This window comes from Burkholderia sp. Bp9031, assembly GCF_003857965.1.
GTDB classification, from domain to species: Bacteria; Pseudomonadota; Gammaproteobacteria; order Burkholderiales; family Burkholderiaceae; genus Burkholderia; species Burkholderia ambifaria_A.
The window spans coordinates 66,942-80,781 of the sequence record NZ_QTPW01000005.1; the positions used below are offsets into that span (position 1 = coordinate 66,942).

Annotated in this window: 14 protein-coding genes; 9 read left to right on the forward strand and 5 right to left on the reverse strand. The window is 66.4% G+C overall.

Going from position 1 to position 13,840, the window contains the following annotated elements; all coding sequences use genetic code 11:
* Positions 1–142 precede the first annotated feature (142 nt).
* Positions 143–622: a DUF2501 domain-containing protein gene (locus DIE15_RS08620; protein WP_057928903.1), complete on the forward strand. Its 480-nt coding sequence runs from the start codon at positions 143–145 to the stop codon at positions 620–622.
* 120 nt (positions 623–742) lie between these two features.
* Here the strand turns inward: DIE15_RS08620 and DIE15_RS08625 are convergent, their stop codons facing one another.
* Positions 743–1,789 carry a zinc-dependent alcohol dehydrogenase family protein gene (locus DIE15_RS08625; protein WP_124832968.1) on the reverse strand — a complete coding sequence of 349 codons (1,047 nt, stop codon included), beginning with the start codon at positions 1,787–1,789 and terminating at the stop codon, positions 743–745.
* Between the two features lie 133 nt (positions 1,790–1,922).
* On the opposite strand from DIE15_RS08625, the gene DIE15_RS08630 reads away from it, so the two are divergent.
* Entirely contained in the window at positions 1,923–2,387 is a 465-nt protein-coding gene (locus tag DIE15_RS08630; RefSeq protein WP_014896949.1) for an Lrp/AsnC family transcriptional regulator, read from the forward strand.
* Positions 2,388–2,421: 34 nt separating this feature from the next.
* Here the strand turns inward: DIE15_RS08630 and DIE15_RS08635 are convergent, their stop codons facing one another.
* A complete protein-coding gene (locus tag DIE15_RS08635; protein WP_057928905.1) occupies positions 2,422–2,787 on the reverse strand; it encodes a hypothetical protein in 366 nt (121 codons plus the stop codon).
* Positions 2,788–3,043: 256 nt separating this feature from the next.
* Between DIE15_RS08635 and DIE15_RS08640 the strand changes: the two genes are divergently transcribed.
* From DIE15_RS08640 to DIE15_RS08650, 3 genes are all read left to right on the forward strand, one after another.
* Entirely contained in the window at positions 3,044–4,480 is a 1,437-nt protein-coding gene (locus DIE15_RS08640) for an aldehyde dehydrogenase family protein (protein WP_124832969.1), read from the forward strand.
* Between the two features lie 128 nt (positions 4,481–4,608).
* Positions 4,609–5,799, forward strand: a complete 1,191-nt coding sequence (locus DIE15_RS08645; protein WP_124832970.1) for a nitronate monooxygenase family protein — start codon at positions 4,609–4,611, stop codon at positions 5,797–5,799.
* 65 nt (positions 5,800–5,864) lie between these two features.
* Complete coding sequence (locus tag DIE15_RS08650; protein ID WP_057928907.1) at positions 5,865–6,506, forward strand: OmpW family protein; 642 nt, start codon at positions 5,865–5,867, stop codon at positions 6,504–6,506.
* A 75-nt stretch (positions 6,507–6,581) separates the two neighbouring features.
* Here the strand turns inward: DIE15_RS08650 and DIE15_RS08655 are convergent, their stop codons facing one another.
* Positions 6,582–6,785, reverse strand: coding sequence for a DUF1289 domain-containing protein (locus tag DIE15_RS08655; RefSeq protein WP_057928908.1), 204 nt, complete (start codon positions 6,783–6,785; stop codon positions 6,582–6,584).
* A 362-nt stretch (positions 6,786–7,147) separates the two neighbouring features.
* On the opposite strand from DIE15_RS08655, the gene DIE15_RS08660 reads away from it, so the two are divergent.
* The 4 genes from DIE15_RS08660 to DIE15_RS08675 all read left to right on the forward strand — a co-directional run bounded on the left by DIE15_RS08660 (position 7,148) and on the right by DIE15_RS08675 (position 11,233).
* Complete coding sequence (locus DIE15_RS08660; protein ID WP_057928909.1) at positions 7,148–8,242, forward strand: polyamine ABC transporter substrate-binding protein; 1,095 nt, start codon at positions 7,148–7,150, stop codon at positions 8,240–8,242.
* An 86-nt stretch (positions 8,243–8,328) separates the two neighbouring features.
* A complete protein-coding gene (locus DIE15_RS08665) occupies positions 8,329–9,489 on the forward strand; it encodes an ABC transporter ATP-binding protein (protein ID WP_057928910.1) in 1,161 nt (386 codons plus the stop codon).
* On the forward strand, positions 9,486–10,415 hold the full coding sequence (locus tag DIE15_RS08670) for an ABC transporter permease subunit (protein ID WP_057928911.1): 930 nt from the start codon (positions 9,486–9,488) through the stop codon (positions 10,413–10,415). The genes DIE15_RS08665 and DIE15_RS08670 overlap by 4 nt, the downstream gene beginning before the upstream one ends.
* A complete protein-coding gene (locus tag DIE15_RS08675) occupies positions 10,412–11,233 on the forward strand; it encodes an ABC transporter permease subunit (protein ID WP_124832971.1) in 822 nt (273 codons plus the stop codon). The genes DIE15_RS08670 and DIE15_RS08675 overlap by 4 nt, the downstream gene beginning before the upstream one ends.
* A 113-nt stretch (positions 11,234–11,346) precedes the next feature.
* Here the strand turns inward: DIE15_RS08675 and DIE15_RS08680 are convergent, their stop codons facing one another.
* The gene (locus tag DIE15_RS08680; protein WP_124832972.1) at positions 11,347–12,153 is read right to left on the reverse strand and encodes a sulfite exporter TauE/SafE family protein; all 807 of its coding nucleotides are present in this window, start codon (positions 12,151–12,153) and stop codon (positions 11,347–11,349) included.
* Between the two features lie 18 nt (positions 12,154–12,171).
* The gene (locus tag DIE15_RS08685) at positions 12,172–13,839 is read right to left on the reverse strand and encodes a bifunctional protein tyrosine phosphatase family protein/NAD(P)/FAD-dependent oxidoreductase (RefSeq protein ID WP_124832973.1); all 1,668 of its coding nucleotides are present in this window, start codon (positions 13,837–13,839) and stop codon (positions 12,172–12,174) included.
* Between the last annotated feature and the right edge of the window lies 1 nt (position 13,840).

Genomic DNA, 13,840 nt, shown 5'->3' on the forward strand with positions numbered 1-13,840 from the left:
AGCATTGTCAAATCGCCGCCGATATCACCATGCCTGACGTTTCGCGTCCGTGTCGAGGCTGTCGTGGGGCGGTCGATTGAGTATGCTTTGATTCGAATCGCGGTACTCACACAGTCACCAAGTCACTACAAGGAGGCTTCACATGAACGCACGTCTATACCGCGCGACCGTTGCCGGCGCGCTGATCGGATTGCTCGCGCCGTTTTCGGTCGCGCATGCGCAGCTTGGCGATGTGCTGAAGCAGGTCGGCGGCGGCGACTCGGGCAGCAGCGCTGGCGGCGCGCTGGGCAGTCTCGGCGGCCTCGGTGGCGCGCTGACGGGCGGCGGCGGTGCGTCGTCGCTGATGTCGGGCAGCACGGGCAACGTCGCGGGGCTGCTGCAGTTCTGCATCCAGAACAACTATCTCGGCGGCGCGTCCGGCAGCGCATCGTCGGTGAAGGATGCGCTGATGGGCAAGCTCGGCGGCAACGCATCGTCCGACAGCGGCTATACGAGCGGAGCAAGCGGGATCCTCGACGCCGGCAACGGCAGCAAGCTCGACCTGAGCGGCGGCGGGCTGAAGCAGCAGGTCACCAGGCAGATCTGCGACAAGGTGCTGGCGCAAGGAAAGTCGCTGTTGTAAGCCGGCGTCGCGTATCGTTCGCGCACGTCGAGTCGATGCGTGCGCAAACTGCGGAAGAGAAACGTGCGATGGCGGCGGAAGCAGATTGCCACCATCGCCGGCGGTAACGTCCAGCCGCCGTCAGCCCGAAAAATCCGTCACGACCGTCACGCCGGCGCCTTCGAACCGGTTCATGTTCATCAGCGCATCGATCGACTGGCCGAGACTGATTTCCTTGCCGATCAACCGGTTCGGCGCGAGCGTGCCGGCATGCACCATGTCGAGCATCGCGTCGTAACGATGCGCCTGCATCCCGTGGCTGCCGAGAATCTCCAGCTCGTGCGCGATGACCTTGCTCATCGGCACGGCCGGCGTCGCATGCTCGCCGAGCATCAGCCCGACCTGCACATGCTTGCCGCGGCGGCGCAGATTGCTGATCGAATTGAAGCAGGTGGTCGGGTGCCCGAGTGCATCGAGCGACACGTGTGCGCCGCCGCGCGTGATCTCCTTCACCGCATCGACAACGTCGGCGACTTGCGACGCATTGACGGTCGCCGCTGCGCCGACCGATCGCGCGAGTGCGAGCGCCTGGTCCGAAATGTCGATCGCGACGACGTTCGCACCGATCGCGTTCGCGATCATGATCGCCGACAAACCGACGCCTCCGCAGCCGTGCACGGCGACCCACTGGCCGGCCGACGTGCGACCCTGGTCGACCACCGCGCGAAATGACGTCACGAAGCGGCATCCGAGGCTCGCCGCGGTCGGGAAATCGAGCGCATCGGGCAGTCGCACGAGATTCAGGTCCGCGTGATGGATGCCGACGTATTGGGCGAACGAGCCCCAGTGCGTGAAGCCGGGCTGAAACTGTTGCTCGCATACCTGCTGGTTGCCCGAGTGGCATTCCGGGCAGTGGCCGCAGCCGCCGACGAACGGCACCGTGACACGATCGCCGGCCTTCCAGCGCGTGACCGCCGCACCCGTCGCGACCACGACGCCTGCGAGTTCGTGGCCCGGCACATGCGGCAGCACGATGTCCGGATCGTGCCCCATCCAGCCGTGCCAGTCGCTGCGGCACACGCCGGTCGCCTTCACTTCGATCACGACGCCGTCGGGTGCCGGCGTCGGATCGTCGACGTTCATCAACCGCGGCGCCGCGCCAAATGCTTCATAAACGACTGCTTTCACTATCTCCTCCTGGATCGAATGACTCTTTCACTATAGCCGCGCAGAAGTGGATTTATCTTTCGTTTTGCGATTGAGAAACGGATATTTTTGGGATAGCCTTGCGACCATCGCGCGATTGCCGCAAGGAGCTTTCATGGAACAACTGGACAGGATCGATCGCGGCATGCTCGACATGCTCCAGCAGGACGGGCGCGTGTCGAATGCGCGACTCGCCGAAGCGTTCTCGCTGAGCGAGACGTCCTGCTGGCGCCGGCTCAGGCGGCTGGAGGAAGCGGGGCTGATCGCGGGCTATCACGCGCGGCTCGATCGCAGAAAGCTCGGGTTCGGCGTGATGGCGTTCGTGCAGATCGTCTGCACGCAGCACAGCGAGGAGGTGACGGCCGAGTTCGAGCGCCTGATCCAGGCGAGCCCCAACGTGCTTGCGTGCGACAACACGACCGGCGAAGCGGATTTCCTGCTGCAGGTGGTGGCCGCCGATCTGGACGACTACAGTCACTTCGTCGAAAGGGTGCTGCGCAAATTGCCGGGCGTGCTGAGCATCCGCTCGAACCTGTCGTTGCGGCAGTTGAAGTCGACGCAGCGGTTGCCGATAGCGTGACGGCGCGTACCGGCGCGCGCGCATGCGGGAGCGGTCAGTCGGCCAGCCGCTTGTCGGCGAGCGCCTTGCAGCAGTCTTCGTACACCCATTGCACGAGTTTCGCCCGGTAGTCGAGATCGTCGGTATCGACGATTTCCTCGACCGCGTCGCGTGCCCATGATGCGTCGACGAAGCCGGCGTGCCGCTTGGCGATGTCCTGCGCCAGCGCGGCCAGCTTCGCGATCGCGAGCCAGTCGGACTGCCGGTGATGGCGGTCTAGCCAGCGGTGCGCGGCCTGCACCTGGAACGACGCGTCCGGCCAGGATTCATTCAGGTAAAACGCGCCGAGATTGCCGCAGGTGAGCCAGCACAGCAGCTCCAGGCGATCTTGCGAGCCGAGGGTACGGGATGCGTCGGTCATGGCAGCGCTCACGAAGGCATCGATTCCAGGTGGCGCGGCGTGCAGCGGCCGGCGCCGATACTAAAAACATAGCACGATGCGGGCCACCTGGTGCGACGGCGTGGCGCGGATGACGCAGCCGCGCGAAGCGTGCGTCCGGCGCGCGTGCCGCCGGTGTGCCGGTGGACCGTTCGGCGGCGCCGGTGGTCTCGTTCCGAGTGATCGCCGTGCCGCGTCACACTCGCTAGAATGGCCGTTTTCCGGGAGACAGGAAGCGATGAAAATCTACGATCAGTTCTACATCGGCGGCGCGTGGCGCAAACCGGCCGGAACGGGCACGATCGACGTGATCGACTCGGGTACCGAGGCCGTGATCGGCCGGATTCCCGAAGGCGTCGCGTCGGACGCGCAGGACGCGATCCGTGCGGCGCGCGCGGCATTCGATGCGTGGGCCGCGACGCCGGCCGCGACGCGCGCAGGCTACCTGCGCAAGATCGTCGAGCGCCTGCAGGCGCGCAGCGAGGAACTCGCGCAGTCGATCACCGGCGAAGTCGGGATGCCGATCAAGCTGTCGCGCGCGATCCAGGTCGGCGGCCCGATCTACAACTGGAAGGCGTACGCGAAGCTCGCCGAATCGTTCGAATTCGAGGCGACGGTCGGCAACTCGCTGGTCGTGCGCGAACCGGTCGGCGTCGTCGCGGCGATCACGCCGTGGAACTATCCGCTCAACCAGGTCACGCTGAAAGTCGCACCGGCACTCGCGGCCGGCTGCACGGTCGTCCTGAAGTCGTCCGAGGTCGCGCCGCTCAACGCGTTCATGCTCGCCGAAGCGATTCATGAGGCGGGCCTGCCGCCGGGCGTGTTCAACCTCGTGTGCGGCTATGGCCCGGTCGTCGGCGAGGTCCTGGCAACCGACCCGGACGTCGACATGGTGTCGTTCACGGGTTCGACGCGTGCCGGCAAGCGCGTGGCCGAACTCGCGGCAGCGGGCGTGAAGCGCGTCGCGCTCGAACTGGGCGGCAAGTCGGCGTCGGTGATCCTCGACGATGCCGATTTCGCGACGGCGGTGAAGGGTACGGTCAACGCGTGCTACCTGAACGCGGGCCAGACCTGTTCGGCGCACACGCGAATGCTGGTGCCGGAGGCACGCTACGACGAGGCGCGCGAGATTGCGAAGGCCGCGGCCGAAGCGTATGTCGCGGGCGATCCGCGTCAGGAAACGACACGCCTCGGCGCGCTCGCCTCGGCCGTGCAGCAGCAGCGCGTGCAGGCGTACATCCAGCGCGGCATCGACGACGGCGCGGAGCTCGTGACGGGCGGCACGGGCCTGCCGGAAGGGCTCGCGAAGGGCTTCTTCGTGAAGCCGACGGTGTTCGGCCGCGTCGATCCGAAATCGACGATCGCGCAGGAAGAGATCTTCGGGCCGGTGCTGTCGATCATCACGTATCGCGACGAAGACGAAGCGGTGCGGATCGCGAACGATTCGCCGTACGGGCTCGGCGGCGCGGTGTGGGCGGGCAGCGACGAACGCGCGATGCGCGTCGCGCGGCGCATCCGCACGGGGCAGGTCGACATCAACGGTGGCACGTGGAACGGTGCCGCGCCGTTCGGCGGCTACAAGCAGTCGGGACACGGCCGCGAGAACGGCGTGTACGGGCTCGAAGAGTATCTCGAGTACAAGTCGATGCAGCTCAAGCCGGCGAGCCAGGGCTGAGCGTTTCACGCCGCACGACCCGCAACGGCACGCTCGCGTGCCGTTTTTTTATTGACGGCCGTCAAGGTGTGCGCCGGTGGATCGTCGATCATCGCGTTTCCGATTTCCGATGTTTCGACGAGGTTCAGATGACCGCACGCACTTCCTTCCCGCCGCTCACGATTCGCGGCCGCACGTTGCTGCCCGTGGTTCAGGGCGGCATGGGCGTCGGCATCTCCGCGCACCGCCTCGCCGGCAGCGTCGCGCGCGAAGGTGCGCTCGGCACGATCGCCAGTATCGACCTGCGCCACCATCATGCGGACCTGCTCGCGCGCTGTCGCGCGAATCCCGATCGTGCGACGCTCGAGGCCGCGAACCTCGAAGCGCTCGCGCGCGAGATTCGTCTCGCGAAGACCTACAGCGAAGGGCGCGGGATGATCGCGGTCAACGTGATGAAGGCGGTGAGCGCGCATGCGGACTACGTGCGCGTCGCGTGCGACGAAGGCGCCGATGCGATCGTGATGGGCGCGGGCTTGCCGCTCGATCTGCCCGACCTCACGCAAGGCCATGACATTGCGCTGATCCCGATCCTGTCGGACAGCCGCGGCATCGCGCTGGTGCTGAAGAAGTGGATGAAGAAGGGGCGGCTGCCCGATGCAATCGTGATCGAGCATCCCGCGCATGCGGGCGGCCACCTCGGCGTCACGCAGATCGACGACATGCACGATGCGCGCTTCGATTTCGCACGCGTGCTCGACGAGACCGCGCAGGTGATGGCATCGCTCGGCCTTGCGCGCGACGCGATCCCGTTGATCGTCGCGGGCGGGATCAACAGCCACGACACGGTGCGCGCGGCGCTCGCGGCCGGCGCGAACGGCGTGCAGGTGGGCACGCCGTTCGCGGTGACGGAAGAGGGCGACGCGCATCCGAACTTCAAGCGCGTGCTGGCCGATGCGCTGCCCGACGACATCGTCGAATTCGTCAGCGTGACGGGGCTGCCGGCGCGCGCGGTGAAGACCCCGTGGCTCGATCGCTACCTGCGCAACGAAACGCGCATTCGCAACAAGCTCGGCGCGTTCAAGCAGCGCTGCCCGACCGCGCTCGAATGCCTGAGCGTGTGTGGGCTGCGCGACGGCATCGAGAAGTTCGGCCATTTCTGCATCGACACGCGGCTCGCGGCCGCACTGCGCGGCGACGTCGCGAACGGCCTGTTCTTCCGCGGCCGTGAAGCGCTGCCGTTCGGCAACGCGATCCGCAGCGTGCACGATCTGCTCGATCTGCTGCTGACGGGCCGCGCGGCGGAGCCTGCGACAAACCGCCCGATGTTTACGCTGGCTTGACGGATATCAAGATGTCAAAAAGACCCTACAGGGAGAATGGAATACATTCTTCAAGGGTCCGTACCATGCACAAAACGATTCGAACATGTGTCACCGCTGCCGCCATCGCGTCGAGCCTCGCCGCGATGCCTTCGCTGTCGCACGCGGCGTCGCCGGGCGACGGCATCAACCAGGGTGACGTGCTGGTCCGGCTGCGCGCGATCAGCATCCAGCCGAACGAGCGCGCGAGCGACACGCTCGGTGCGATCAACACCGGCGTGAACAACGCGATCGTGCCGGAGCTCGACTTCACCTACATGATCCGCGACTACCTAGGCGTGGAACTGATTCTCGCCACGTCGCGGCACCAGATGACGTCGAGCCTCGGCAATCTCGGCGGCGTGGGCGTGCTGCCGCCGACGCTGCTGCTGCAGTACCACTTCAATCATGCCGGCAAGGTGCGTCCGTACGTCGGCGCGGGCCTGAACTACACGTACTTCTACAACAACGGGCTCAACGTCGGCGGCGAGGGCGTGTCGATCAACAAGAGCAGCTTCGGTCCGGCGCTGCAGTTCGGCGTCGACGTGCAGTTGACGAAGAAGGTGTTCATGAACGTCGACGTGAAGAAGATCTGGATGAGCACCGATGCGACGCTCGGCGACAAGGGCATCGGCACGCTGCACATCGATCCGCTGATCGTCGGCGTGGGCGTCGGGATGAAGTTCTAGGCGCGCGCGGCAAAGAACAGAGTTGGGGTTGGCGGCATGGCAGTCGGCATGCCGCTCTTTTTTTGTGCGGCGGATTTACAGCTTGTCGTACTGAAAACGCATCGCGGTGCCCTCCCGCGTGATGCGCGCCCACACCGCGCGTTTTTCGTCGTCGCTCAGGAACACCCAGTTCGACACTTCGGCGGCCGTGCGGCCGCAGCCCTTGCAGACTTCGTCGAAGAGCGTCGAGCACACGCCGATGCAGGGGCTGTCGGGCAGGTCGTGGAGATTGGAGGCCATCGGAAGGGTTCGCGCAGTGAAATCGTCAGGGCGCCATTTTAATGCATCGGCGTGACGCGGCCCGGCCGCGATGCCGGTGGCATGATGGCCGCTCGTCCGGTCGGTTTCGCCATCGCTTTCTTTTCCTGATGGACAGCCGCGGATTACCCGATAGAATTCCCCCGGAACGCCCCGTCGTGAGGGCCGCCAGAGCGGCTCGCGGCGGGAATCTGTTCCGTTTGCGCGACACCGGCATGATTTTTTTGTGACGGCGCGCGAATGATGGTAGTTTTCGGGGTTTTCGAGGGGCGGCGCGCCAGAATGCGCCGCCATGACGAGGCAGACGGCAGCCGGACACAAGGTCCGGCCGGAGGGAGAACGGGATGAAAGCAAAGGTAGTGGGCCGGTTCGCAGCGCTCGCGCTGTGCGTGGGTGCATCGGCGGCAGCGGCGAAGGATACGCAGCTCAATGTCTATAACTGGTCGGACTACATTGCGAAGGACACGATCCCGAACTTCGAGAAGCAGACGGGCGTCAAGGTTCGCTACGACAACTACGACAGCGACGACACGCTGCAGGCGAAGCTGCTGACGGGCAGCTCGGGCTACGACATCGTCGTGCCGACCAGCAACTACGCGGGCAAGCAGATCGCGGCCGGCATCTTCACGCCGCTCGACAAGTCGAAGCTGCCGAACCTCAAGTACCTCGATCCGCAACTGATGGCGCTCGTCGCAGGCGCCGACCCGGGCAACAAGTACGCGGTGCCCTGGGCATACGGCACGACCGGTCTCGCATACAACCTGACGAAGGCGCAGCAGGCGCTCGGCAAGGTTCCGCTCGACAACTGGGACATCCTGTTCAAGCCGGAAAACCTCTCGAAGCTGAAGACCTGCGGCGTGTCGGTGCTCGACGCGCCGGACCAGATGTTCGCGGCGGCGCTGCACTACATCGGCAAGGATCCGATGAGCACGAACCCGGCCGACTACAAGGCCGCGATGGAAGTGCTGAAGAAGATCCGCCCGTACATCACGCAGTTCAACTCGTCGGGCTACATCAACGACCTGGTCGGCGGCGACATCTGCTTCGCGTTCGGCTGGTCGGGCGACGTCGTGATCGCGAAGCATCGCGCGATCGAAGCGAAGAAGCCGTACAAGGTCGAGTACTACATTCCGAAGGGCGGCGCGCCGGTCTGGTTCGACGTGATGACGATCCCGAAGGACGCGAAGAACAAGGAAGCCGCGCTGCAATGGATCAACTACATCGAGGATCCGAAGGTGCACGCGGCGATCACGAACGCCGTGTACTACCCGAGCGCGAACGCCGAGGCCCGCAAGTACGTGCGGCCGGACGTGGCGAACGATCCGGCCGTCTATCCGCCGGCCGACGTCGTGAAGACGCTGTTCCTGCTCAAGCCGCTGCCGCCTGAAATCCAGCGTCTGCAGACGCGTCTGTGGACCGAGCTGAAATCGGGCCGCTGACGCGAGCCGGTGTTCCCCAGCAGTCATGAAGCCCCTGGTGTCCCCGGGGGCTTTGTTCGTCAAACGCAGGAGAGAAGCAGCACATCATGAATAGCCAGTCGGGCGCGCCGGTCGCGGGCGCGCCGTCTTTCGTTCCTTCGTCCGGCGCCGATACGCGCGCCGAGAACTTTGTCCAGATCGTCGACGTCGTCAAGAAATTCGGCGAGACCGAAGTGGTGCGCAACGTGAACCTGACGGTGCGCCAGGGCGAACTGTTCGCGCTGCTCGGCAGCTCGGGCTCCGGCAAGTCGACGCTCTTGCGGATGCTCGCGGGCCTCGAGACGATCACGTCGGGCAAGATCCTGATCGACGGAGAGGACCTCGCGCAGATGCCGCCGTACAAGCGGCCGGTGAACATGATGTTCCAGTCGTATGCGTTGTTCCCGCACATGTCGGTCGAATCGAACGTCGCATACGGCCTGAAGCAGGAAGGCACGCCGAAGGCCGAGCTGAAGGAGCGCGTCGCCGCGGCACTCGAGCTCGTGCAGATGAGCAAGTACGCGAAGCGCAAGCCGCATCAGTTGTCGGGCGGCCAGCAGCAGCGCGTCGCGCTCGCGCGTTCGCTCGTGAAGCGTCCGAAGGTGCTGCTGCTCGACGAGCCGATGTCGGCGCTCGACAAGCAGATCCGCCAGCGCACGCAGATCGAGCTCGTCAACATCCTGAAGAAGGTCGGCGTCACCTGCATCATGGTCACGCACGACCAGGAAGAGGCGATGACGATGGCGAACCGGCTCGCCGTGATGAGCGAAGGCCAGATCGTGCAGATCGGCTCGCCGAACGAAGTCTACGAATATCCGAACAGCCGTTTCTCGGCCGAGTTCATCGGCTCGACGAACCTGTTCGACGGCGTGACCGTCGAGGACGAACCCGATCACGTGACCATCGAATCGCCGGAGTTGCCGAGCCGGCTGTACGTGAGCCACGGGATCTCGGGCCCGCTCGGGATGCCGGTCACGGTGTCGGTGCGCCCCGAGCGGATCGCGCTCACGCGCAAGCCGCCCGAAGGCGCGTTCAACTGGGCACGCGGCAGGATCAGCAACGTCGCGTACATGGGCGGCTATTCGCTGTATCACGTGAAGCTCGACGCGGGCAAGACGGTGATCGCGAACGTGTCGAGCCTCGCGATTTCCGAGCTCGACACGCCGGTGCTCGGCGACGAGATCTACGTGCGCTGGAGCGCGACCGCAGGCGTGGTGCTGACGTCATGAACGCGCTCAAGTCCCTGCTCGCTTGGCCCGTGCGGCGCTTCAACCTGACCGGCGGCTCGGCGGTCGTCGCGGGGCCGTACACGTGGCTCGTGCTGTTCTTCCTCGTGCCGTTCGTGCTGGTCGTGAAGATCAGCTTCGCCGAGCTGCAGCTCGGCATCCCGCCGTACACGGAGCTTGCGTCGTACACGGACGGCGTGGTGCACATCGCGCTGAACCTGTCGCACTACGCGTTCCTGCTCACCGACAGCCTGTATTTCGCGACCTACGTGAATTCGGTGGTGGTCGCGGCGATCACGACGCTGCTCTGCCTGCTGATCGGCTATCCGATGGCGTACTACATCGCGCGTTCGAACCCGGCGACCCGCAACCTGCTGATGATGGGCGTGATGCTGCCGTTCTGGACGTCGTTCCTGATCCGCGTGTACGCATGGATCGGGATCCTGAAGAACAACGGGCTCCTGAACAACTTCCTGATGTGGATCGGCCTGACGCATACGCCGATCGAGCTGTACCGCACGAACTACGCGGTGTACATCGGGATGGTGTATTCGTACCTGCCGTTCCTCGTGATGCCGCTGTATGCGCACCTCGTGAAGATGGACCTGCGCCTGCTCGAAGCCGCGTACGACCTCGGCGCGAAGCCGTGGCGGGCGTTCGTGCAGATCACGCTGCCGCTGTCGAAGAACGGGATCATCGCGGGCTGCCTGCTGGTGTTCATTCCGGCGGTCGGCGAGTACGTGATTCCCGAGCTGCTCGGCGGCGCGAACACGCTGATGATCGGTCGCGTGATGTGGAACGAGTTCTTCAACAACGCAGACTGGCCGATGGCATCGGCCGTGACCTGCGCGATGGTGCTGCTGCTGCTCGTGCCGATGGCGATGTTCCAGCACTTCCAGGCGAAGGAGCAGGAGGGCCGCCGTCGATGAAGCCGAATCGTTACCTGCAGTTTGCGGCGCTGTTTGCCGGCTTCGCGTTCCTGTACATCCCGATCATCAGCCTGATCGTCTATTCGTTCAACGAGTCGAAGCTCGTCACCGTGTGGTCGGGTTTCTCGTTCCGCTGGTACTCGGCGCTCGTCGAGGACGACGAGCTGCTGACGGCCGCATGGCTGTCGCTGAAGATCGGCGTGCTGACCGCGTTCGCGTCGGTGTTCATCGGCACGTGGGCCGGCTTCGTGCTCGCGCGGATGGGGCGCTTTCGCGGCTTTGCGCTGTTCAGCGGGATGATCAACGCGCCGCTCGTGATCCCCGAGGTGATCCAGGGGATCTCGCTGCTGCTGCTGTTCATCGAGCTCGCGAAGTGGATCGGCTGGCCGGCCGAGCGTGGCGTGTTCACGATCTGGCTCGGCCACGTGATGCTGTGCATCTCGTACGTCGCGATCATCGTGCAGTCGCGCGTGCGCGAGCTGAACCCGTCGCTCGAGGAAGCCGCGCTCGACCTGGGTGCGACGCCGCTGAAGGTGTTCTTCACGATCACGCTGCCGCTGATCTCGCAGGCGCTGATCGCGGGCTGGCTGCTGTCGTTCACGCTGTCGATCGACGACCTCGTGCTGTCGGCGTTCCTGTCGGGCCCCGGCTCGACGACGCTGCCGCTCGTCGTGTTCTCGCGCGTGCGTCTCGGCCTGAACCCTGAGATGAACGCGCTCGCGACGCTGTTCATCGTCGCGGTGACGGCCGGCGTCGTGATCGCGAACTTCGTGATGCTGCGTCAGGAACGCAAGCGGATGGCCGCGTTCGCCACCTGACGCACACGCACAGGTTATCGACGCAACGAAAAACGCCCGGTGCCGACGACGAGTCGGGCCGGGCGTTTCGTTTGGCGGGTCGCGCTGCGCGTGGCTGACGCGGCTTGGATGGCTTATGCGGCGAACACCGCTTTGGCCAGCAGCCCGAGCGCCACGCAGACGAGCACGGCCGCGAAGCCGGCCTGCACGTGCCGCGCGGACAGGCGCCGGGATGCGTGGCGGCCGGCGGCCATCCCGATCGCGGTCGCGACCGTGAACCACAGCATCATGTCGAGCGACGCGCGCGTGCCCGACACGAGCGTCGCGAACACGCCGCCGGTGCCGACCAGCGCGATTACCATCAGCGACGTCGCGACCACGCCGTGCATCGACACGTTCGTGAACTTGCGCAGCATTGGCACGATCACGAAGCCGCCGCCGACCCCGAGCAGCCCGGTCATCAGCCCCGTCACCGCACCGGTCGACGCGAGCGCGAGCCCGACCGGCCAGGACCACACGAGGCGGCCCGTATCGGGGTTCACGCGGCCGACGCACAGCGGCGATTCGGCCGTGTCGCCGGGCGCGTGGCGCAGCGCCTGCCGCAGCAGGCGGCCCGCGACAACCAGCATCGTCAGCGCGAACAGCGCCTGCAGCACGCGTTGCGGCAGCACGTGCGCGAGCCGCACGCCGAGCGTCGTGAGCGGCACGCCGGCCACGGCCATCAGCAGCGCCGCGCGATAGCGCACGAGCCCGTGGCGAAACCCTTCGAGCGCGCCGAGCGCGGCGCTGCCCGCGACCGCGACGAGGGCGACGGGCGTGGCCTGCTGCATCGGCCAGCCCATCCCGACGACGAGCGCGGGCACCGCGAGAATGCCGCCGCCCGCGCCGGTGAGGCCGAGCACGGCACCGACGAAGCCGCCGAGTACGAGGGAAATCAGCATGGTGTCATCGGGTTCCGGTCAACGTGCGATCGCGGGTTTCGCGAGCCATTCGCGGCCCTTGAGCATCGCCTTCCAGTAGAGCGGCGGCAGCACGCGCTCCTTGAGCAGCCACGCGAGCCGCGACGGACGCCTGCCGTCGATCAGCCACGCGGGGAAGGTGGGCGCGACCTTGCCGCCGTACAGGAATTCGGCGAGCACGATCTTGCCGCGCTCGACGGTGAGCGGGCACGATCCGTAGCCGTCGTACGCGGCATCGCCATGTGCGCGGCCCAGCGACGCGAGCAGGTTGTGCGCGACGACGGGCGCCTGCTTGCGGGCCGCCGCGGCGGTTTTCGCGTTGGTGGTGTTGGTGACGTCGCCGAGCGCGAAGATGTCCGCGAACTGCTTGTGCCGCAGCGTTGCCGGATCGACGTCGATCCAGCCGGCCGCGTCGACGAGCGGGCTCGCGCGCACGAAATCGGGCGCCTTCTGCGGCGGCACGACGTGGATCATGTCGAACGAACGCTCGACGGTTTCGGTTCCGCCGTCGGGCAGCGTGCGCCTGAACGTCGCGCGTCGCGCCGGTCCGTCGATCGCGACGAGGTTGTGGCCGAACGATAGCGCGATGTCGTAGCTTTTCACGTACTCCATCAGCGCAGGCACGTAGTCGGCGACACCGAACAGCGCACCACCCGCATTCAGGAACTCGACGTTCGCCGCGCCGAGGCGCCCCGTGCGCCGCCAGTGATCGCACGACAGGTACATCGCCTTTTGCGGCGCGCCCGCGCACTTGATCGGCATCGGCGGCTGCGTGAACAGCGCATCGCCGCCGCGGAACGCTTGCACCAGTTCCCACGTGTACGGCGCGAGATCGTAGCGATAGTTCGACGTGACGCCGTTGCGGCCGAGCGTTTCCGCGAGGCCGTCGATCGCGTGCCAGTCGAGCTTGAGCCCCGGACACACGACCAGCTTGCGGTAGCCGATGCGCCGGCAGCCATCGAGCACGACCGTATGCGCGTCGGGTTCGAAGCCGGCGACGGCCGCCTGGATCCATTTCACGCCACGCGGCAGCAGGTCGGCGATCCGGCGCGCGGTTGTCGCGGGCCGGAACACGCCCGCGCCGACCATCGTCCAGCCCGGCTGGTAGTAGTGGGTATCGGCCGGGTCGATCACCGCGATATCGAGCGATGCGTCGCGCGCAAGCAGGCTCGATGCGACCGCGACGCCGGCCGCGCCCGCGCCGACGATCACGATGTCGTGCCGCGCGTCGACGGCCGGCGCGGCGTACCGGCCGCCTTGCGCGAGGCGCGCCGCGAGTGCGCTGAGGTCGTAGCCGGCGGCGGCGGCCGTCGCGACGATGTCGTTCAGCGGACGCAGGCCGGCATGCGACAGCGCCCACAGCGTCGCCGAGCGCGTGCCGCTGCGGCAGTACGCGAGGACCGGGCCGGCGAGCGTCGTGACGAGCGCGCCGAACTGCGCAGCCTGGTCGTCGGTGACCTTGCCGGTGTCGACGGGCAGGTAATGCACGGCGATGCCGAGCGGGGCCGCGGCCGCGCGGATCTCGGCGACGGTCGGCTGGTCGGCGCCTTCGCCGTCCGGGCGGTTGCAGATGATCGCGCGGATGCCTGCCGCGTGCAGCGCGGGCAGGTCGGTCGCGGTGATCTGGGGCGAGACCGACAGCAGGTCGGTCAGCGTGCGGATGGTCATG

Coding starts and splice junctions, on each gene's coding strand:
- DIE15_RS08620 (WP_057928903.1), top strand. CDS start 143: ATGAACGCACGTCTATACCGCGCGACCGTTGCCGGCGCGCTGATCGGA.
- DIE15_RS08630 (WP_014896949.1), top strand. CDS start 1,923: ATGGAACAACTGGACAGGATCGATCGCGGCATGCTCGACATGCTCCAG.
- DIE15_RS08635 (WP_057928905.1), bottom strand. CDS start 2,787: ATGACCGACGCATCCCGTACCCTCGGCTCGCAAGATCGCCTGGAGCTG.
- DIE15_RS08640 (WP_124832969.1), top strand. CDS start 3,044: ATGAAAATCTACGATCAGTTCTACATCGGCGGCGCGTGGCGCAAACCG.
- DIE15_RS08645 (WP_124832970.1), top strand. CDS start 4,609: ATGACCGCACGCACTTCCTTCCCGCCGCTCACGATTCGCGGCCGCACG.
- DIE15_RS08650 (WP_057928907.1), top strand. CDS start 5,865: ATGCACAAAACGATTCGAACATGTGTCACCGCTGCCGCCATCGCGTCG.
- DIE15_RS08655 (WP_057928908.1), bottom strand. CDS start 6,785: ATGGCCTCCAATCTCCACGACCTGCCCGACAGCCCCTGCATCGGCGTG.
- DIE15_RS08660 (WP_057928909.1), top strand. CDS start 7,148: ATGAAAGCAAAGGTAGTGGGCCGGTTCGCAGCGCTCGCGCTGTGCGTG.
- DIE15_RS08665 (WP_057928910.1), top strand. CDS start 8,329: ATGAATAGCCAGTCGGGCGCGCCGGTCGCGGGCGCGCCGTCTTTCGTT.
- DIE15_RS08670 (WP_057928911.1), top strand. CDS start 9,486: ATGAACGCGCTCAAGTCCCTGCTCGCTTGGCCCGTGCGGCGCTTCAAC.
- DIE15_RS08675 (WP_124832971.1), top strand. CDS start 10,412: ATGAAGCCGAATCGTTACCTGCAGTTTGCGGCGCTGTTTGCCGGCTTC.
- DIE15_RS08680 (WP_124832972.1), bottom strand. CDS start 12,153: ATGCTGATTTCCCTCGTACTCGGCGGCTTCGTCGGTGCCGTGCTCGGC.
- DIE15_RS08685 (WP_124832973.1), bottom strand. CDS start 13,839: ATGACCATCCGCACGCTGACCGACCTGCTGTCGGTCTCGCCCCAGATC.